Source organism: Halobacterium sp. R2-5 (assembly GCF_011734195.1).
GTDB lineage: Archaea > Halobacteriota > Halobacteria > Halobacteriales > Halobacteriaceae > Halobacterium.
In genome coordinates, this window is sequence record NZ_JAANTH010000001.1 from 153,998 (window position 1) to 173,001 (window position 19,004).

Genomic DNA, 19,004 nt, shown 5'->3' on the forward strand with positions numbered 1-19,004 from the left:
ATAAGCCTGACCCGTCGGCGCGAACGCGCGAGCCGCGGGGTTGATACTGTCGGGCGCCCGACTCGGAGGTATGGCAATCGACCCGCAGTTCGACGAGAACCGCGAACAGGTGGACACGCACAAGGGCCACGACGTCTGGGGGCCGGTCGAGGAGCCCGAGAAGCTCGGCATCCACGGCACTCACGTCGCCGTCGACTTCGACATCTGTCTCGCGGACGGCGCGTGCCTGGAGGACTGCCCGGTGGACGTCTTCGAGTGGGTGGACACGCCCGGCCACCCGGAGTCCGAGCGGAAGGCCGACCCCGCCAACGAGACCCAGTGCATCGACTGCATGCTCTGCGTGGACGTCTGTCCCGTGGACGCGATAGACGTGGACGCGAGCCGGTAGGAGGAGGGCTAGTTCTCGGCGCGGGTCGCTACGACCGTTCGATCTCGAGCTGCTCTCGGAGCTGCTGGAGGGCGTCGCTGTCGGAGAGTTCGTCGAGCCGCTCCTGGAAGTGCTCCTCGCAGACACCGACCTTCAGGCCGCCCTTCTCGACGGTGAGGTCGGCGTCCCGGTCGCAGTAGTGACACTGCATGGGTCCCAGTTGGACCCACAAGTACCTGAACCTCACGGCACCGGCACGCGCCAGTGGCCCCTTACAGGCGCTCGCGGAATGGCTCGTAGGCGGCCTCGTCGAGACCGGCTTTCCCGAGTTCTCGGCCGTGGGCGTCGCTACCGCCCGCGGGCAGGAGGTCGTACGCCTCGATTGCGTCCTCGACGAGTTCCCGGCCGCCGTCGGCGGAGCCCTCGCCGACGGGGCGGTCGTAGGGGTAGTCGAGCTCGACGGCGTCGAGGGCGCCACAGCGCGCGAGCGCCGCCTCCGGATCGGGGTAGCGCAGCGGGTGGGCGAGCCCGACCACGCCGCAGGCGTCGGCGAGCAGCTCGGCGCCGGCCTCGAAGTCGGGGACGTCGCGGGCGACGAAGCACGGGCCGCCGTTGCCGATGAGGTCCACGAAGACGGCCCCGGGGTCGTCGTAGCCGGTGTCGGGGTGGGCGACGACGCTGCGGGCGACGTGCGGGCGGCCGAGGCCTTCGCGGGGTTCGACGTCGAGCGTGACGCCGAGCGCGTCCTCGACGTTCTCGATGATGGCGCGGCCGCGGGCGACGCGGTCGCGCTGGATGCGCTCGGTCTCGGCGACGAGGTCGTCCGTGGGGGTGACGCCGTAGCCGAGCAGGTCGAGGCGCTGGTCGCCGGCGTCGACGCGGAGTTCGATGCCGGCGACGACCTCGACGCCGTCGCGCTCGGTGACGGGGGCGTCGAGGTCGGGGTGGAGGCGGTCGTGGTCGGTGACGGCGACGACTTCGACGTCGGCCTCGCGGGCGGCCGCGGGGACCTCGTCGAGCGTGAGCGTGCCGTCGGAGCGCTGAGTGTGGACGTGGAGGTCCGCGTACACCATACGGGAAGGCGTCGGCGCCGCCACCTAAACCGCCCGGTGTGTGTCGCTGTGTGATGGAAGCGTCCCTAGAGACATTAAATTCTTCACTATCGTTCATGCGAAACACTCTTGTATATCGTGAAAGTTCGTGAGGGTGATGACACTCCGCGAGACCGCAACGCTGCTCGAAACCCAGGACTACCCGCTGACCGCCGACGAGCTCGCCGACGCCGTCGGGGACCACGACCTCGCCTACCCGGACGGCGAGGAGCCGCTCGAAGCGGTCATCCGGCGCTGCGGCGAACAGCGCTTCGAGGACGCCCAGGACGCGACGTTCGCGGTGTACAGCGCCCTCGACGCCGATGCGGTCGGCCGTGTCGGGTACAGCGACCGTGACCCGACGCCGATGGGCGTCGACGGCCCCCCGCAGGTCTCGTTCTGAGCGCGTGGGGTGTGAGCGTCCGTTACATTCATGGTGGCAAATCCCGTACCGTGCGTATTGTTGCCATGTCAATGGGTGCCTATGACGACGACGAGCACGAACGCCGCGAGGCGAAGACGAACAACGTCGAGGTGTCCGACGACGACACTCGGACGACGTACGAAGGGTCCGTCGAGTTCGACTCCGGCGACTCCGCCGAGGACCTCATCGACCAGTTCCAGCAGCTGCAGTCGAACTAGGACCTCTGTTCTACCGCGAGCAGCGCGGCGGTCGTCACCGTGACGACTGCCGCGACGTGCCCCCCGACGGCGACGGCGAGCGGCGGGTGCGTCCAGACGAACGGGAGCAACGCGGTCTGCAGGGCGCCGAACGCCAGCGTCCGGTAGCCGACCGAGCGCGCCGCGTCGGCGGTGTCGGCGTCGAACTCGTGGGTGAGCGACAGCCAGAGCCCGACGACCGACGCCCACCACCCCGTCCCGATGCGGTAGCAGACGTCCCAGAGCACGAGCAGCGCGAACGCCGCGGGCAGCAGCGGCGGCGAGTCGCCGAGCAGCCCGGCGAACAGCGTCGCGCCGTCCCGCGGGTCGTAGACGAAGAGGTACGTCAGCAGCACGACGTACGCGACGACGCCGAGCACCACTTCGAGGCTGGACGCGAACAGCAGGCGCCGGTAGCGGACCGGGAGCCTCGACCGGCGCGCGCGCTTTCCGATGGCGAGCATGAACGCGCTACCGCCGGCCGCGACGACGACGGCCACCGTCCCCGGCAGCACCGCCTCCGGCAGGTCGTAAGCGAGCGCGAGCGCGAGCAGAACCGCCTCGAAGCCGGCGAACTGCACGAGGACCGCGGTCCGCTCGGCGACGTCGACGCCGGGGATCGCGCCGACGATGCTCTCGTACACCCACGCCTCGCCGTAGACCGTCCCGTCGGGGCCGGCCTCACCCATCGGTCGCCTCCCCGCCGCGGAGCGCGCGCCGTGCGGCGTCAGCGAACGGGGTCAGCTCCACGGGCACCACGTCCCGAATGCGGTCGTCCGTGACGACGACGGGGTTCTTCAGGCCGTGAATCAGCGGGTGGACGACCGACCGCGGCACGTCGGTGACGAGGTCCACCCAGTACGTCGACAGCCGCGGCGACAGCACGGGCACCGGGACGACGAAGAGGCGCTCGCCCGCGAGTACGGCGGTGCGTTCGAGCATCGCCTGGTAGGACAGCACCTCCGGGCCGCCGACCTCGTACGTCTCGCCCGCGGTCTCCGGGTGGTCGAGGACGCCGACGAGGTACGCGACGACGTCCGAGACGGCGATGGGCTGACAGGGCGTCCGCACCCACCTCGGCGCGACCATCACGGGGAGTTTGGCGACGAGCTGGTGGACCACCTCGAAGCTCGCGCTCCCCGCGCCGACGATGACGGCCGCGCGCAGCGTCGTGAGGTCGAAGTCGCCGTCGGCGAGGACGGCCTCGACTTCGCGGCGCGAGGCGAGGTGCGGGGAGAGGTCGTCGCCGGTCTCTCCGAGGCCGCCGAGGTAGATCACCCGGGAGACGCCCGCGGCGTCGGCGGCCGCGACGAAGTTCCGTGCGGCGCGGCGGTCGCGCTCGGCGAAGTCGCCGCCCGACCCCATCGAGTGGACGAGGTAGTACGCCGCGTCGACGCCGTCGAAGGCGACGGACAGCGAGTCCGCGTCGAGCAGGTCGCCCGCGACGACCTCGACGCCGTCGGGCTGGTCGTACCGCTTCGGATCGCGGACGAGCGCCTGGACGTCGTGGCCGGCGTCGACGAGCGCCGGGACGAGGTTGCCGCCGACGAAGCCGGAAGCGCCGGTGACGAGTACGCGCATAGCCGCCACGTGGGCGCCCGGCGGCTTAACTGTCGAGGGCGCCCCAGCCCGGTGTCGGGGGCGCACCCCGCGCTTCTTCGACCGCCCCGCCCAGTCCGGGGTCGGGGTCGTCGGACCCGGCGCGCTCGGCCCACTCGCGGGCAGCGGCGCCGACCCACGAGTCCGCGTCCAGGGCGGTCTCGTAGGCCTGCTCCCGCTTGTTCGGTTCGACCGCGGTGGTGCCGGGTGCGCTCGCCGCGGTGACCGCGACGAAGCGCGCGCGGTCCTCCGCCGTGAGGGCGCCCTCGGCGAGGCGTTCGAGGACGCCGGTGGACGCGACGCGTCCACCGTGCTCCCGGTCGCTTCCGCTCCCGGGAGTGCCGTCCGCGAGGTCGTCCGGGTCGGGGTACGCGAACACCTTCTCGCCGACCGCCTGCGGGCCGAACAGCAGCGACGACTGCTCGTCGGGAGGTTCGCCGTCGAGCAGGCGGTCGCCGCCGACGTCGCGCTCGACGCGTTCGCACTCCGTGTCCACGTCGAGCGCGAGGTTGTGGCCGGGGTACTCCGCGCACTCCTCGGGGTAGACGTCGCTGTCGTGGACGCGACACTGGAGCGTCTCGGGGTCGAGGAACGCACAGGTCGGCAGCCACGACGCGTCGGCGTCGAACGGCGCGACGGGCTTCGGGAGCTTCCGGATGCCGACGAAGAACGCGGGCTTCCCGGCGATGGCGGCGACCTCGTGGCCGTCGATTTCGACGCTCGGGCCGTCGCTCGCTTCCCACAGACGAGGCGTGAGCGCGTCGGCGAGCCCCGCGTCGAGAAAGCCACGTACGTCCTCGCGGGTCAGTGGCACGAGGTTGTACGTGTCGTCGAGCGGGCGCTGGGGGCCGCGGCGCTCGTGTTCGGGGACGTCCGCGAGCGGGCGCCAGTCCACGCAGCAGCCAGCGCAGTTCTCGCAGTCGACCTCCATACCCGGAAGTGGGGCGCGCGAGCCGAAAGCGTTTGCCCGCGCGCACCCAAGCAGGGGTATGAGCGAGCGCTGTGAGGGCTGCGGGGACGCCGTCCGGGTCGCGGGCGGCATCGGCGACATCTGGACGATGGACCCCGCGGGGACGGGCGGGATGACCCTGGAGTTCGCCGACGACTCGGAGTTCTTCCTCTGTTTCGACTGCATCGACGGCCTCCCGGACGAGCCGCGGGCCGCGGACGTCGCGGCGCTCGGCGACTAGTCGAGGTCGCCGACGGTCGCGTCGAGGTCGACGTCCGGGCTGAACAGCTCCTCGACGGGCACCTCGAAGAACACCGCGAGCTTGAACACGAGCTCGACGGAGGGGTCGTAGCGGTCGCCCTCGACGGCGTTGATGGTCTGACGGGTGACTTCGACGCGCTCGGCGAGCTCGCGCTGGCTGAGGCCGTGACGCTCGCGGTGGTCGCGCAGCGAGTTCTCCACCGCGGTCACCTCCGCCGCCGGACCGCGAACAGCAGGCCCGCGTACGTGAGGTACAGCACGGCGACCGAGAGCGCGACCGCGCTGGTGGCGGGCCCCCACTCGAAGCGGCCGAGCCCCCACGCGACGGTGAGCGCGGGAAACACGACGGCGGACGCCCACCCGAAGACGGTCAGCGTGAGCTGGGCGGCCTCCTCCGCGATGGCCTCGTCGCGCTCGTCGAAGACGGTCGTCTCCGCGCGGGACTGGACGGCGACCACGCCGACCATGGCGACGGCGTAGATGCCGACCCCGACGAGCGGACGGTCTGCGGCGGTGAGAACGCCGAGCGCGAGGCCGGCGACGACGGCCAACCCGGTGACGGTCCTGCGGACGCTCCGCGCGTCGGCGAGAGCGTTCACGACGCGCTCACCTCGGTGGGCGCGTCGGTTCCCGCGGGCGGTGCGTGCGTGGAGTGCGTGCCAGTCATCTGAATCACCGGTCGAACGCTCGATGGAAAGAGCGTTTTACAGTAAAACGTACTTTACACCGTAAAATAAGTTTTACGCCGGTGCCCGCGGTGTCGACTGACCGCGAGCGGTGGCGTTAACCCCCCGGCGCGTCTGCCTCCGGACAGTGAATCCCGAGCGCATCGTCGCGGAGTTCCCCGCCCCCGAGTTCCGGGGCGCCCAGGAGCAGGCGCTGCGGGACGTCCGCGAGGCGTTCGAGGCGGGCAACGACGTGGTGCTCGTACGCGCGCCCACCGGCAGCGGGAAGAGCCTCATCGCGCGCGCCATCATGGGCTGCGCGCGCCGCGTCGCGGACGCCGACCCCGTGGACGCGACGGGCGCGTACTACACGACGCCGCAGGTCTCCCAGCTCGACGACGTCGCCGAGGACGACCTGCTCGACGACCTGAAGCTCATCCGCGGGAAGTCCAACTACACGTGCATCCTCCCCGGCGAGGAGGACACCCCGGTCGACCGCGCGCCCTGCGCCCGCGAGCGCGGCTACGACTGCGCGGTCAAGCACCGCTGCCCGTACTTCTCGGACCGCGCCATCGCCTCCTCGCGGGAGTTCGCCGCGATGACGCTGGCGTACTTCATGCGAACTGCGGGGTCGGAGGTCTTCCGCAAGCGCGACGTCTGCGTCGTCGACGAAGCCCACGGGCTCGCGGAGTGGGCGGAGATGTACGCCACCATCGACCTGAACGAGCACACTGTCCCCGTCTGGGAGGACGTCCGCGTGCCCGACGTGGACGGCGACCCCGACGGCGCGGTGAACTTCGCCGAACACCTCACGCGGGTCTGCGAGAGCCGCAAGGACGAACTCCTCGGACAGGACGAGCTCACGCCCGAAGAAGCCGGGGAGCGCGACCGCCTCCAGGAGCTCATCTCCGAGCTGAACTGGTTCGTCGAGGACTACGAGGACCCCGAGTCCGCGACCACGTGGGTCGTGGACGCCGACGAGCAGTCGGTGACGGTGAAGCCGATGGACCCCGAGCGCTACCTCAAGCACACCGTCTGGGACCGCGCGAACAAGCACGCGCTCCTCTCCGCGACGATCCTGAACAAGGAGGCGTTCTGCCGGAGCGTCGGCCTCGACCCGTCGAACGTCGCGCTCGTCGACGTCGAGCACACGTTTCCACTGGAGAACCGTCCGCTGTACGACGTCACGCAGGGGAAGATGACCTACGAGGAACGCGACCGGACGCTCCCGAAGGTCGCGGAGACCGTCGTGCGCGTGATGGCCCACCACCCCGACGAGAAGGGCATCGTCCACGCTCACTCCTACGACATCGCGGAGAAGCTCGCGGGCCACCTCGACGAGTTCGGGGTCGGCGACCGCGTGCGCACGCACGACTCCGACACGCGGGACGCCGAACTGGAGCGCTGGAAGGAAAGCGACGACCCCGAGGTGTTCGTCGCCGTGAAGATGGAGGAAGCGCTCGATCTGGCCTACGACCTCGGCCGCTGGCAGGTGCTCTGCAAGGCGCCGTTCCTGAACACGAACGACTCCCGGGTGGCCGCGCGCCTCGCTGACGGCCAGTGGGCGTGGTACTACCGCACTGCGCTCCGCACCGTGATTCAGGGCTGCGGGCGCGTCGTCCGCGCGCCCGACGACCACGGGGCCACGTACGTCGCTGACTCGAGCATCCTCGACCTCTTCGACCGCGCGCGCACCGACATGCCGCCGTGGTTCCGCGACCAGGTCGACGCGATGACCGTTCCCGACCTGCCGGAGCCCGACGCGGCCGGCGCGCTCGCCGATCTCTCGGGCGAAATCGACCAGGTCGAACCGACGTACACGAGCAGCACGTCGAGCAACGCGTCGAGTAGCGGGTCGACCGCGAGCACGGACACGAGCGAAGGAGGCAACGGGAGCAGCGGACGCGGCGGTCGGGACGACGGCCGCAGTTCCGGCTCGGGGAGCCCACTCGCGGACGTCTGGGACGCCGAGTAGCTAGAAGAACGAGAGGCCGTAGACGAGCGACGACCCCAGCATCAGGACGACGAGGAAGACTGCGAGCAGCTGCTCTCGTGTCATACCCGAGCCGTGGGGTTCGCCCGGCAAAGCCGTACTGGTTACGCAACCCGGGCGTCCAGCACGACGTGCTCGACACCCGCGCTGTGGGACTTCACCCGCCGCCGGTTCTCGACTTCGACCGGGCGGCCCGCGCGCTCGCAGCCAGCGCGGAGCCGCGACTCGGGGCGCTCCCAGAGTTCGGCCTCGGGGACGGCGCTGTGGACGTGCAAGACACCGCCGGGGACGAGGTTGTCGAGCGCGGCGTCGAGGTAGCCCGGGCCGCCCGCCGTCGTCTCGACGTCGTCGACGGGGCCGCCGCCGAGGGCGTCGTAGTAGCCCATGACGACGCGGTCGGCCTCGCTGTCGACGTCCCGGCAGTCCCCGAGCACGCAGTCAAGATTCCGGCTAACGCCGTTCAGTTGGGCGTTCTCGGCGAGGTAGCGGAACGACTCGGGGTTCTTCTCGACGGCGGTGACGCGGGCGCCCGCCCGGGCCATCGGGAGCGCGAAGTAGCCGATGCCGGCGAACATGTCGAGGACGCGCTCGCCCTCGCTCGCGACGTCGCCCATGCGGGCGCGCTCGGCCTTGTTCCCCGGCGCGAACATCACGCGCGAGAGGTCGAGGGCGTACTTCGTGCCGTGCTCGGTGTGGACGGTCTCGGTGTCGCCCTCGCCGGCGACAACGGAGACGTCGGGCTCCCGATGCTCTCCGTCGATGCCGCCGCGCGCGAGCACGGTGTCGGCCTCGCTGTGGAGGTCGAGCAGGGCCTCGCCGACCTCCGCGGGCCGCGGGCAGTCGGTGAAGTCCGCGAGAATTACGGTACCGACGACCGCCCACGACGAGGGCGCGCGGTCGCGCTCGGCCTCGGTCCACCCGCGCTCGCGGAGCAAGTCGTCGAGACCGGGCGCGCGCAGCTCGGGGTCGTCCTGCTCGATCACGCGCTCGAATTCCGTCTCGCGGGGGCGCTCCGTGACCGGGAGTTCGACGCTGTCGGCGTCGTGCTCCCGGACCTTCCGGGCGTCGTCGTAGACGCCCTCGGCTTCGAGGCCGGCGATGCGGGTTTCCGAGTCGGGCTTCGGGACGACGACGGCGAGGGCCGTCACGCCTCGGGGAGGACGTGGAGGCCGGCGCGGGACTTCAGCGCGGGGACGGTGGCGGCGTCGTCGTCGACGTAGTCCGGCCGCGGCACGGTCTTCGACTCGTACGTCTCCGGATCGAGAATCTGGACGGCGTTGTCGTCCTCGACGGTGACGACCGTGGCGTCCGTGGCGTCCTCGGTCGTCCCGAGTTTGCGCGCGTCGGGCGCGTCGCCCTCCTCGTAGCTCGCCTCGTAGGGCTCGCCCGTGGTGACGCGAACGCCCTTGAGGTTGCCGTGGACCGAGCGCACGAGTACCGGGCCGCCGTCGTCGTCCGCGAGGTCGATGACGTCCCCGGGCTTGAACTCGGGGAGGCGGACGGCGTACGTCACGCGGTACACCTCGTTGCCGTCCTCGTCCTCCGTGACGAGCTTCTCGTGGTCCTCGAAGCTCCCACCGAACTCCTCGATGAGCTTGCGCGCGAGCTTCAGCCCGATCTTGTTCGTCGAGAGCTTGAGGTCGACGCCGGACTCGGCCTCCGAGACGTCCGTGACGAACGCGTTCCGGTCGCCCGTGTCCTCCATCTCCGCGACGATCTGGTGGGCGAGCTCGGTGGCGCGCTCGGTCTCCTCGCTGGTCGGGTCCCGGCCGACCGCCCGCACCTGCACGATGGACGCGAACGAGTCGCCCGCGATGCGGCCGCAGCGCTTGCACGTCTGGCGGCTCACCTTCACCGGGACGACGACCTCCTCGGTCTGGACTTCGTCGCGCACGACCCCCGAGAACAGGCAGTGCATCCGAATCGTGTTCTGGTCGACCTGCTCGGGGCGGACCTCCCAGTCGACGTCCTCGGCCTCCACGTGGACCGCCAGCGCCTCGCTGACCTCCTCGATGGCGACGTCGGTGTAGTCGTCGGCGTCGACGTCCACCCAGCGGTTCCCGCGGTGGACCGCGCCGCAGCGCGCGCACACCATCACTTCGATGCGCTCGGGCGCGTCCACGAACTCGAAGTCCTCGAAGTAGCAGGCGTCACACAGCGAGCGCTCGCGGCGGGTGACCCCTTCCGTGTCGCTGTCGATGGGGTCGCCACAGCGGGGGCAGAACGTGCCTGCGTCAGTCATACCCCGGCGTAGGCCGCGCCGCCTGTTAAGTTGCCCGTCACGGGACGAGCGAAGCGATATCGGCCGTCGCCGTCGGCCACTTCCACTTTCACTACGGTGTATACGAGGGTTTATGGGGTGGAGGGACCAAGCGAGGAAGTACATGCCCGAAGCAGACCTCGAGGAACTCCCCGGCGTCGGCCCCGCGACCGCGGAGAAACTCCGAGAGAACGGATTCGAGTCGTTCCAGAGCATCGCCGTCGCGTCCGCCGGCGAGCTCTCCAACACCGCGGACATCGGCGACAGCACCGCCGCAGACGTCATCCAGGGCGCCCGCGAGGCCGCCGACGTCGGCGGCTTCGAGACCGGCGCCACCGTCCTCGAACGCCGCGAACAGATCGGGAAGCTCACGTGGAACATCCCAGACATCGACGACATGCTCGGCGGCGGCGTCGAGACCCAGTCCATCACGGAAGTGTACGGCGAGTTCGGCGCCGGCAAGTCCCAGGTCACCCACCAGCTCTCCGTGAACGTCCAGCTCCCCCAGGAGCAGGGCGGGCTGCGCGGCCGCGCCATCTTCATCGACTCCGAGGACACCTTCCGCCCCGAGCGCATCGACGACATGGTCCGCGGGCTCACCGACGAACAGCTCCAGGCCGCCATGGACGACCGCGACATCGAGGGCACCCCCGACGACGAGGACGCCATGGAGGAACTCGTCGAGGACTTCCTCGACAAGATCCACGTCGCGAAGGGGTTCAACTCCAACCACCAGATGCTCCTCGCCGAGAAGGCCCAGGAGATCGCCTCCGAGTACGAGGACGACGAGTACCCCGTCCGCCTGCTCTGCGTCGACTCCCTCACCGCGCACTTCCGCGCCGAGTACGTCGGCCGCGGCGAACTCGCCGACCGCCAGCAGAAACTCAACAAACACCTCCACGACCTCGACAAGGTCGGCAACCTCTACAACGCCGCCGTCGTCGTCACTAACCAGGTCCAGTCCAACCCGGACTCGTTCTTCGGCGACCCCACCAAGCCCATCGGTGGCAACATCCTCGGCCACAAGTCGACGTTCCGGATGTACCTCAAGAAGTCCAAGAACGACAAGCGCATCGTCAAGCTCGTCGACGCGCCCAACCTCGCCGACGGCGAAGCCGTCATGCGCGTCCAGGACGCCGGCCTGAAGCCGGAATAAGACGCACTTTTTGCGCTGTCGTTCGAGAGAGCGAAGCTCTCTCGTGATGACGAGAGACGCCCCCGACGTCTCTCGAACCACGAGAGGCGCGCTCCGCGCGCCTCACTCGGCAAAACTTGGGGGAAAGCGCTCACTCGCTACGCTCGGTCGCGCAGTGAACCGCTCGGCTCGCGGATGCTCGCCCGTGTTCTCTCGTTCTGTATCGGTTCCCGGTCGCTATCCGGCCGGTAGCTTTTCCGGGGTTCGCGGCGAACAGTCGAATATGTCACGAGGCAGTCCCTTCGACGAACTGGAACGGTTGCTCGACAAGATGAACGACGCTCGCGAGCGCGCGGGCGGCGGGCTCGCCGTGGACGTCAGGGACGACGACGAGCAGTTCGTGGTGGTTACGGACCTCCCGGGCTTCGAGAAGGACGACATCGACGTGGAGGTCCGCGACCGGACGCTGCGAATCGACGCGCGCCACGACGAGGAGTTCGGGGTCGACGAGAGCGACTACGTCCGCCAGGAGCGCAGCAAGCGCTCGCTCTCGCGGAGCGTCTCCCTGCCCGAGGACGTCGACGACGACGGCGCGGCCGCGTCCTTCGAGAACGGCGTGCTCACCGTCGAGCTGCCGAAGCTGCACACGAGCGAGGAGTCCACGAGCGTCGACATCGAGTGACCCGGCCGCGGCGCTGATTCTCAGATACGCTCGTCGACGCGGTCGGCGGCGTTTGCGACGGCGTCCTGCCAGCCCTCCGGCGGGTCGTCGCCGCGGACCGGCGGCGAGAGCGACAGGTCGACGGCGCGGTAGTCGAAGCCGGCGAGCGAATCAGTAGCGAGTCCGCCGACGAACTCCGCGTTCTCGCGCTTCGAGGACGCGGCGCCGTCCGCGAGCGCGTAGTAGCCGCTGAACAGTTGCACGAGCACGACGGGGGCGTCGAAAGCGTCCTCGGCGGCGTGGCGCGCGAGCTTCACGGGGTTGTTCGCAGGGTCGGCGCGCCGCATCTCCACCTCGACGAGCACCAGCGGCGCGTCGCCGGCCGGGACGCCCGCGACGTCGACGGCCGTGCGCCCGACGTACCACTCGGTCGTCCACTCGCGATGGGGGCGGCGAGCGGCGAGCGCGTCCCGGAGGTGCGCGTGTACGTCGTCGGCGAACTCGCCCACGAGCTGGGCGAGCCCCGGGACTCACTTCAACCTTCGTGGACGTGAATCGCGGGCCGACCGGGCTCGGCCTTGCTCGCGAGGTCGTCGTCGGCCTCGTCCGCGGCGAGCACGCGAACGGGCGCGTCGAACTCCGACTCGACGAGCCACGCCGCCCGCTCCAGGGTCGCGCGCTCGCGCTCCGGGGGGAGCGCGTCCGGGAGCGCGGGCGCCTGCGCGGCGAGGTCCTTCGCGTAGTCGGCGGCGTCCTCGCCGCGCTGCCGGAGGTCCTCGTCGCCCATCACCGTGCCGACGACGTCGCCGTCGGCGTCGCGGGCGATCTCGAGCGCGTCGTACATCCACTCGGGCGCGGTGACCACGTCGACGCCGGTCGGCTCCTCGATGCCGGCGGTGTCGACGATGTCGCGGACGTCCTCGCGGGTGCGCTCGACCAGCCGGGACGTGCGGTCGTGGTCGCTGACGTCGCGGTCGGGCGTCGGCCACTCGGCCTCCGTGACGAAGCCGTCGCCGTCCAGCGCCGCCCAGGACTCCTCGCACGCGTGGGGCGCGATGGGCGCGAGCAGTTTCACGGCGACCTCGACGCCGCGCGCGACGACACCGGGGTCGGCGTCCTCGCGGCCGCGGTACCGCACCAGCAGCGACACCATCTCGTCGACGGCCTGGACCGCGCGGTTGAACTCCATCGCCTCGTAGTGCTCGGTGGCCGCATCGACGGTGGCGGCGACCTCGCGGGCGACGTACTCGGCGGCCGGGTCGGCGTCGTCGACCGCCGCGTCGGGGTCGACGCCGCGGGCCAGTCTGAGCAGGCGCTCCAGGAACGCGTTGCTGGAGCGGACGCCCTCCTGGCTCCACGGGAAGTCCTTGTCGGGGCGGGCGGCCCGCAGCACGAACAGGCGCGCGGTGTCGGCGCCGTACTCCTCGACGATGCGCTCCGGGGAGACGCCGTTGCCCTTCGACTTGGACATCTTCGTGCCGTCCTCGCCGAGCACCATCCCCTGCGTGGTGAGCGACTCGAACGGCTCGCGGTGGTCGAGTAGGTCGAGGTCCGCCAGCACCTTCGTGAAGAAGCGCGAGTACAGCAGGTGCATCACGGCGTGCTCGACGCCGCCGACGTACTCGTCGACGGGCATCCAGTCGTTCGCGCGCTCGACGTCGAACGGCGCGTCGTCGAGGTCGGGCGACGTGAAGCGCAGGAAGTACCACGAGGAGTCGACGAACGTGTCCATCGTGTCGGTCTCGCGGACCGCGGGACCGCCGCACTCGGGGCACTCCGTGTGCTTCCACTCCTCGGCGGCGTCCAGCGGATTGCCGGTGGTGTGGACGAACTCCGGTAGCTCCACGGGGAGGTCCTCGTCGGGCACCGACACCGGGCCGCAGTCCTCGCAGTGCACGACCGGAATGGGCGTCCCCCAGTAGCGCTGCCGGGAGATGCCCCAGTCGCGGAGCTGGTACTGGACGGCGGACTCCGCGCCGTCGATGTCCTCGGTGAGCCGCTCGCGGCCCTCTTCGCTCGTCAGGCCGTCGTAGTCGCCGGAGTTCACGAGGACGCCGTCCTCCGTGTACGGCTCCTCCTGAACGTCGACTTCGTCGTCGCCCTCCGGGGCGACGACCTGCTCGATGGGGAGGTCGTGGCTCTGCGCGAACGCGTGGTCGCGCTCGTCGTGGCCGGGGACCGCCATCAGCGCGCCGGTGCCGACGTCCGAGAGCACGAAGTCCGCGACGAACACCGGAATCTCCTCGCCGGTCGCGGGGTTCGTCGCCGTGATGTCCGTCTCGACGCCCTGGGGCTCGTCGCCGTCCGGGTCCGCGACGTGCTCGACGAAGTGCGCGACGTCGTCGTCGCGCTCGGCCGCGGCCTCCGCCAGCGGGTGGTCGGGCGCCAGCGCGAAGAACGTCGCGCCGTGGATGGTGTCCAGCCGGGTCGTGAACGCGACGACGTCCTCGTCGCCGTCCGGCGCGTGCAGCGTGAACGGCACCTCCGCGCCGTCCGTTCGGCCGATCCAGTTGCGCTGCATGTCCCGGACGTTCGTCGGCCAGCCGTCCAGGTCGTCGATGCTGTCCAGCAGCTCGTCGGCGTACGCCGTCGTCTCGAAGAACCACTGGTCGAGGTCGCGCTCGGTGACGGGCGTGTCACACCGCCAGCACAGCTCCTCCTCGCCCTCGACCTGCTCGTCGGCGAGCACCGTCTCGCAGGACGGACACCAGTTCACCGCGGCGGTCTGTTGCTCCACGAGACCGGCGTCCCGGAACTCGTTGAACAGCCACTGGTTCCACCGGTAGTAGTCGGGGTCGCAGGTGGTGACCTCGCGCTCCCAGTCGTAGCCGAAGCCCAGCGCCTCGAACTGGTCGCGCATCTGCTCGATGCAGCGCTCGGTCCACTCCCGGGGGTTGGTGTCGCGCTCCTCGGCGGCGTTCTCCGCGGGCAGCCCGAACGAGTCCCACCCCATCGGGTGGAGCACTTCGTCGCCGTCCATCCGGCGGTACCGCGCGAGCGCGTCCGTGATCGCGTAGTTCCGGACGTGGCCCATGTGGAGCTGGCCGGACGTGTACGGGAACATCGCCAGCACGTACTCCGGGTCGTCGGCGTCGTCGGGCACCCGGAACACGTCGGCGTCGTCCCACTCGCGCTGCCAACGTCGCTCTATCTCGCCGTGGTCGTAGCCGTCGTTTCCTCCCATGCGTGTCTCTTACAGGGACGTAGAGAGTCGAACGGCAAATGCCTTTCAATACGCCAGTTCCGCTGTCGGACAGCCCGCCCCGGCGCGACCCCCGCGGTCCCGTTCCGGCCGGTATCCGAACCGCATCCGGCTTCTAGTTGGCCTAGTGATTTTTTCGGGCGTGCGACCAATAGACGACTATGAGCGAAACCGAGAGCGAGCCGCCACGAAGCGTCTACCGACGCAAGGAGGCGGGCTCGAACGCCTCCATGAGCCTCGTCGGCTACGTGATGATGGGCGGCATGCTCATCCTGATTCTGCCCGTGCTCCCCTTCCTCGTCGTCATCTGGGCGCTCGGGAAAATCACCGACTCTACTAGCTCCGAGTAGCGGTGTAGCCGACGGAAAGCATCCGCGAGCGAGCGGCCGAAGGCCGCGAGCGCAGCAAAAAGTGCGTAATAAAGTGCGTGCTTAGACCCCGAGCAGGTCGAACGCGTAGCCGTTGTCGTGTTCGTCGGCGTGTTCGTAGGCGACGTGGGCGGCAGCGACGTCCTGGATGGCGAGCCCGGTGGAGTCGAAGACGGTGACGCCGTCGTCGGGGGTGCGCCCGTCCTTGCGGCCGGTGACGAGTTCGCCGACCTGGCCGTAGATGTCGTCGTCGTCGAGGACGCCCGCGTTGTAGGGGACGTTGATTTCGCCGGAGTGCGTGGTCTGGGCGTGGTCGTCGATGACGAGCTTGCAGTCGAGGAGGAGCTGGTCGGCGAGCTCGTGTTTGCCTTCGGCGTCGGCGCCCATGGCGTTGACGTGGGTGTGGTCGGCGACGTCCTCGCGGGAGACGATAGGGTCCTCGACGGGCGTGACCGTCGAGAGGACGTCGCAGTGGCCGGCGTCGCTGATGGAGCCCTCGCGGACGTCGAAGCGGTCCTCGAAGTGCTCGACGAACGCGCGGACGGCGTCCTCGGAGACGTCGCTGACGACGACTTCCTCGATGTCGCGAACGGTCGAGATGGCCTCTAACTGGGTGTACGACTGGACGCCGGCGCCGATAACGCCGAAACTACTGGCGTCTTCGATCGCGAGGTAGTCGGTGGCGACGGCGGCAGCGGCGCCCGTGCGCTGCATCGTGAGCTCGGTGCCGTCCATGATGGCGAGGGGGTAGGCGTTCTCGGGGTCGGAGTACACCATCGTCCCCATCACGGTCGGGAGGTCGTAGCGGTCGGGGTTGTCGGGGTGGACGTTCACCCACTTGATGCCGGCGGCGTCCCACTCGCCCGCGTCCAGATAGGCGGGCATCGAGCGGAAGTCCCCGTTGTACTGCGGAAGGTCGATGTACGACTTCGACGGCATCTGGGCGTCGCCGTTCTCGTAGGCGGCGAAGGCGTCCTCGACGGCGGGAATCAGGTCCGCCATCTGGACGTTCTCGGCGACGTCGTCCTTGTTGAGCAGCAGCGTCTCCATGACGCAAAAATTGCGGGGCCGGCACTTAGAACCTCCTTTGTCTCGCCAGCAGGCGCTAATCGCGCAGCGTCGAAAGAACGTCGCGAGTCGGTGAGCGGGCGGTACGAGGCGGGTCAGCAGGGGGCTAGCATTCGGCGGCCTTCGGCCGCCGATTCGCCGAGCGCGGAGTGCTCGGGCGCCGAGGACCCCCGAAGGGGGTCCGACGGCGCTTTTTAGCGTAGCTTTTTCCAGCGAACGAGGGCGCGATAGCGCCCGAGTGAGTGCAGGAAAAAGGTACTACATCATGCCGCCCATGCCGCCGCCCATGCCGCCCATGCCGCCGGCGCCGCCGGGGCCGCCGGCCGGCGGGCCCTCGTCGCCGCCGTCGTCGTCGCCGACCTGGCCGCCTGCGAGGTCGCCCGCGGCGATGACGTCGTCGATGCGGAGGATCATCGTCGCCGCTTCGGTGGCGGACTCGATGGCCTGGGTCTTCACGCGGAGCGGCTCGACGACGCCTTCGGCGTTCATGTCGATGACTTCGCCGGTGTAGGCGTCGAGCCCGGCGCCGGCTTCACCGGCGTCGTGCTGGCTGCGGAGGTCCACGAGGGAGTCGATGGGGTCGTGGCCCGCGTTCTCCGCGAGGGTGCGCGGGATGACTTCGAGCGCGTCGGCGAACGACTCGACGGCGAGCTGCTCGCGGCCGCCGACGGAGTCGGCGAACTGGCGCAGCTCCATGGCGAGCTCGGTCTCGGGGGCACCGCCGCCGGGCAGCACCTTGCCGTCCTCGAGGGTGACGCGGACGACGCCGAGGGCGTCGTCGATGGCGCGCTCGACCTCGTCGACGACGTGCTCGGTGCCGCCGCGGAGGATGAGCGTGACGGACTTGGCCTCTTCGACGTCCTCGACGAAGATGCGTTCGTCGCCGCCGATGTCCTTCTGGGCGACGCTACCGGCTTCGCCGAGGTCGCCGGCTTCGATGTCGTTGACGTTGGAGACGGGCGTCGCACCCGTGGAACGGGAGAGACGGGTGAAGTCGTCGGACTTCACGCGGCGGACGGCGAGGATGCCCTCCTGCGCGAGGTAGTGCTGGGCCATGTCGTCGATGCCGCCGTCGACGAAGACGACGTTCGCGCCGGCGTCGGCGAGCGAGTCGGCCATCTCCTCGAGCTGTTCCTCTTCCTGGTCGAGGAACTGCTGGAGCTGGTCGGGGTCGGTGACGTTGACCTCGGTGTCGATCTCGGTCTCCTTGACCTCGAGGCCGTCGTCGACGAGCGCGATCTTGGCGTCCTCGACGGCGTAGGGCATGTTCTCGTTGACGCGCTCCTTGTCGACGATGACGCCCTCGACGAGCTCGGAGTTCTCGATGGCGCCGCCGGTGACCTTCTCGACCTTGACGTTGTCCGTGTCGACGCTGTCGCCGTCGGCGACGGACTGGACGGCGCGCACGACGAGGCTGGAGAGGACGTCCTTGGCGTTCTCCGCGCCCTTGCCGGTCATGGAGGTCGCGGCGAGCTTCTCGAGCTCCTCCGTGTCGTCGGGGGAGATGTCGACGGCCTTGTCCTCGAGGAGTTCGCGAGCCTGCTCGGCGGCCTGTCGGTAGCCCTGCGCGAGCGTGGTCGCGTGGATGTCCTGGTCGAGGAGGGTCTCGGCCTCGGAGAGGAGTTCACCGGCGACGACGACGGCGGACGTGGTGCCGTCGCCGACCTCGGTCTCCTGGGTCTCGGCGACCTCGACGATCATGTTGGCCGCCGGGTGCTCGATGTCCATCTCCTTGAGGATGGTGACGCCGTCGTTCGTGACGACGACGTTGCCCGTGGAGTCCACGAGCATCTTGTCCATGCCCTTCGGACCGAGTGTGGTCCGGGCCGCCTCGGAGACGGCTTTCCCGGCGGTGATGTTCATCGACTGTGCGTCCTCTCCGGAGGTGCGCTGGCTGTCCTCGGAGAGTACAATAAGTGGCTGATTGCCCATCTGCTGCGCCATAGTCACTCATTGATTGAATGCGATTCTATTTAAATCTTGTGTGCGACGGAGTAACGTGCCTTGGGAGACGGTCTCAGACGCCGGTACGCGCCAAATGAGAAACTTCCGGGCCGGGTATTTATGCCTGAGACCCGGCGAGCGGCGCCAGCCGACCGGTGCGCCGCTGCGAGCGCGAAGAGAGCGCGGAGAAGAGAGGGTCGATCAGCCCGTGAACTCGTGGTACTCCATGCCCTGCTGCTTGAGCTCCTCGGCGCGCTTGCGCTCGAGGAACGAGTAGACGGAGCCGTGGGGGGCGCCGTCGAGCAGCATCTCGGCGGCCGAGCGGGCGACGTCGACCTCGTTCGGCTGACCGATGACGCCGAACGTCGACCCGTAGATGACGACGTTCGCGCCGGTGAGCTCCTCCATCAGCTCGCGCGTGCGGCCGTTCTCGCCGATGAGCCGGCCCTTCTTGCGGCGGAGGTCGTTGTCGTTGCGGGCGGCACGCTCGATGTCGACGGTCTCGAACATCCGCATCTCGTCGTCCAGGAGGCTGAGCGCGGCGTCCGGGTCGAACCCGCGGCCGATCGCGCGGACGATCTCGGGCGCCTGCATCCCCCGAATCGGGTCGCCGGTGCGTTCGATGGCGACCGACCCGTCCTCGGAGTCGACGTCGAGCCGGACCTCGGCGGCCTGCTCGATGCGGCGCAGCGTCTCACCCCCCTCGCCGATGAGCGCGCCGATGCGGTCCTGCGGAATCTTCACGTGTTTCATGATACACCAGAATACTCGACGCCCGCGT

The 19,004-nt window shown here is 69.7% G+C and carries 22 protein-coding genes; 8 read left to right on the forward strand and 14 right to left on the reverse strand.

Features of this window, described 5'->3' with window-relative positions:
* Window positions 1-70 precede the first annotated feature (70 nt).
* On the forward strand, window positions 71-388 hold the full coding sequence (locus G9C83_RS00845) for a ferredoxin family protein (RefSeq protein ID WP_167244239.1): 318 nt from the start codon (window positions 71-73) through the stop codon (window positions 386-388).
* A 28-nt stretch (window positions 389-416) separates the two neighbouring features.
* Here the strand turns inward: G9C83_RS00845 and G9C83_RS00850 are convergent, their stop codons facing one another.
* Window positions 417-578, reverse strand: a complete 162-nt coding sequence (locus tag G9C83_RS00850) for a DUF6757 family protein (RefSeq protein WP_167244240.1) — start codon at window positions 576-578, stop codon at window positions 417-419.
* A gap of 61 nt (window positions 579-639) precedes the next feature.
* Window positions 640-1,440 (reverse strand): PHP domain-containing protein, encoded by an 801-nt coding sequence (locus G9C83_RS00855; RefSeq protein WP_167244241.1) that lies wholly within the window; start codon window positions 1,438-1,440, stop codon window positions 640-642.
* Window positions 1,441-1,576: 136 nt separating this feature from the next.
* Here G9C83_RS00855 and G9C83_RS00860 point away from each other — a divergent pair, with 136 nt between their 5' ends.
* Window positions 1,577-1,861 carry a hypothetical protein gene (locus tag G9C83_RS00860; protein ID WP_167244242.1) on the forward strand — a complete coding sequence of 95 codons (285 nt, stop codon included), beginning with the start codon at window positions 1,577-1,579 and terminating at the stop codon, window positions 1,859-1,861.
* Window positions 1,862-1,926: 65 nt separating this feature from the next.
* Window positions 1,927-2,100 (forward strand): DUF5786 family protein, encoded by a 174-nt coding sequence (locus G9C83_RS00865; protein WP_243837899.1) that lies wholly within the window; start codon window positions 1,927-1,929, stop codon window positions 2,098-2,100.
* On the opposite strand, the gene G9C83_RS00870 is transcribed toward G9C83_RS00865, so the two are convergent.
* Genes G9C83_RS00870 through G9C83_RS00880 form a run of 3 tightly spaced genes read right to left on the reverse strand, consistent with a single transcriptional unit; the run spans window position 2,097 to window position 4,648 of the window.
* Complete coding sequence (locus tag G9C83_RS00870; protein ID WP_167244243.1) at window positions 2,097-2,807, reverse strand: hypothetical protein; 711 nt, start codon at window positions 2,805-2,807, stop codon at window positions 2,097-2,099. The genes G9C83_RS00865 and G9C83_RS00870 overlap by 4 nt on opposite strands.
* Window positions 2,800-3,699: an NAD(P)H-binding protein gene (locus tag G9C83_RS00875; RefSeq protein WP_167244244.1), complete on the reverse strand. Its 900-nt coding sequence runs from the start codon at window positions 3,697-3,699 to the stop codon at window positions 2,800-2,802. Before G9C83_RS00875 ends, G9C83_RS00870 begins: the two co-directional genes overlap by 8 nt.
* 25 nt (window positions 3,700-3,724) lie before the next feature.
* Window positions 3,725-4,648, reverse strand: a complete 924-nt coding sequence (locus tag G9C83_RS00880; RefSeq protein ID WP_167244245.1) for a YkgJ family cysteine cluster protein — start codon at window positions 4,646-4,648, stop codon at window positions 3,725-3,727.
* A gap of 58 nt (window positions 4,649-4,706) precedes the next feature.
* Between G9C83_RS00880 and G9C83_RS00885 the strand changes: the two genes are divergently transcribed.
* Entirely contained in the window at window positions 4,707-4,907 is a 201-nt protein-coding gene (locus tag G9C83_RS00885; protein ID WP_167244246.1) for a hypothetical protein, read from the forward strand.
* Here the strand turns inward: G9C83_RS00885 and G9C83_RS00890 are convergent.
* Complete coding sequence (locus tag G9C83_RS00890) at window positions 4,904-5,128, reverse strand: helix-turn-helix transcriptional regulator (RefSeq protein WP_167244247.1); 225 nt, start codon at window positions 5,126-5,128, stop codon at window positions 4,904-4,906. The two genes, G9C83_RS00885 and G9C83_RS00890, sit on opposite strands and share 4 nt — an antisense overlap.
* A 5-nt stretch (window positions 5,129-5,133) precedes the next feature.
* Window positions 5,134-5,526: a DUF2178 domain-containing protein gene (locus G9C83_RS00895; RefSeq protein ID WP_167244248.1), complete on the reverse strand. Its 393-nt coding sequence runs from the start codon at window positions 5,524-5,526 to the stop codon at window positions 5,134-5,136.
* Between the two features lie 214 nt (window positions 5,527-5,740).
* On the opposite strand from G9C83_RS00895, the gene G9C83_RS00900 reads away from it, so the two are divergent.
* The gene (locus tag G9C83_RS00900; protein WP_167244249.1) at window positions 5,741-7,567 is read left to right on the forward strand and encodes an ATP-dependent DNA helicase; all 1,827 of its coding nucleotides are present in this window, start codon (window positions 5,741-5,743) and stop codon (window positions 7,565-7,567) included.
* A gap of 122 nt (window positions 7,568-7,689) precedes the next feature.
* Here the strand turns inward: G9C83_RS00900 and G9C83_RS00905 are convergent, their stop codons facing one another.
* Window positions 7,690-8,733: a class I SAM-dependent methyltransferase family protein gene (locus G9C83_RS00905; RefSeq protein WP_167244250.1), complete on the reverse strand. Its 1,044-nt coding sequence runs from the start codon at window positions 8,731-8,733 to the stop codon at window positions 7,690-7,692.
* The gene (locus tag G9C83_RS00910) at window positions 8,730-9,827 is read right to left on the reverse strand and encodes a 60S ribosomal export protein NMD3 (protein ID WP_167244251.1); all 1,098 of its coding nucleotides are present in this window, start codon (window positions 9,825-9,827) and stop codon (window positions 8,730-8,732) included. Before G9C83_RS00910 ends, G9C83_RS00905 begins: the two co-directional genes overlap by 4 nt.
* Window positions 9,828-9,969: 142 nt before the next feature.
* Between G9C83_RS00910 and radA the strand changes: the two genes are divergently transcribed.
* Both radA and G9C83_RS00920 read left to right on the forward strand, forming a co-directional pair.
* Window positions 9,970-11,001 carry a DNA repair and recombination protein RadA gene (radA, locus tag G9C83_RS00915; RefSeq protein WP_167244252.1) on the forward strand — a complete coding sequence of 344 codons (1,032 nt, stop codon included), beginning with the start codon at window positions 9,970-9,972 and terminating at the stop codon, window positions 10,999-11,001.
* A 262-nt stretch (window positions 11,002-11,263) separates the two neighbouring features.
* Window positions 11,264-11,662, forward strand: coding sequence for an Hsp20/alpha crystallin family protein (locus tag G9C83_RS00920; RefSeq protein WP_167244253.1), 399 nt, complete (start codon window positions 11,264-11,266; stop codon window positions 11,660-11,662).
* Between the two features lie 20 nt (window positions 11,663-11,682).
* Here G9C83_RS00920 and G9C83_RS00925 read toward each other — a convergent pair whose 3' ends face one another.
* Window positions 11,683-12,150, reverse strand: a complete 468-nt coding sequence (locus G9C83_RS00925; RefSeq protein WP_167244254.1) for a hypothetical protein — start codon at window positions 12,148-12,150, stop codon at window positions 11,683-11,685.
* Between the two features lie 26 nt (window positions 12,151-12,176).
* Window positions 12,177-14,825 carry a leucine--tRNA ligase gene (leuS, locus tag G9C83_RS00930; RefSeq protein WP_167244255.1) on the reverse strand — a complete coding sequence of 883 codons (2,649 nt, stop codon included), beginning with the start codon at window positions 14,823-14,825 and terminating at the stop codon, window positions 12,177-12,179.
* Window positions 14,826-15,004: 179 nt separating this feature from the next.
* On the opposite strand from leuS, the gene G9C83_RS00935 reads away from it, so the two are divergent.
* Window positions 15,005-15,193 (forward strand): hypothetical protein, encoded by a 189-nt coding sequence (locus tag G9C83_RS00935; RefSeq protein WP_167244256.1) that lies wholly within the window; start codon window positions 15,005-15,007, stop codon window positions 15,191-15,193.
* An 81-nt stretch (window positions 15,194-15,274) separates the two neighbouring features.
* On the opposite strand, the gene G9C83_RS00940 is transcribed toward G9C83_RS00935, so the two are convergent.
* From G9C83_RS00940 to G9C83_RS00950, 3 genes are all read right to left on the reverse strand, one after another.
* Window positions 15,275-16,261 carry an ornithine cyclodeaminase family protein gene (locus tag G9C83_RS00940; protein WP_167244257.1) on the reverse strand — a complete coding sequence of 329 codons (987 nt, stop codon included), beginning with the start codon at window positions 16,259-16,261 and terminating at the stop codon, window positions 15,275-15,277.
* 276 nt (window positions 16,262-16,537) lie between these two features.
* On the reverse strand, window positions 16,538-18,223 hold the full coding sequence (thsA, locus tag G9C83_RS00945; RefSeq protein ID WP_347877765.1) for a thermosome subunit alpha: 1,686 nt from the start codon (window positions 18,221-18,223) through the stop codon (window positions 16,538-16,540).
* Between the two features lie 201 nt (window positions 18,224-18,424).
* On the reverse strand, window positions 18,425-18,976 hold the full coding sequence (locus tag G9C83_RS00950) for a KH domain-containing protein (RefSeq protein ID WP_167244258.1): 552 nt from the start codon (window positions 18,974-18,976) through the stop codon (window positions 18,425-18,427).
* Between the last annotated feature and the right edge of the window lie 28 nt (window positions 18,977-19,004).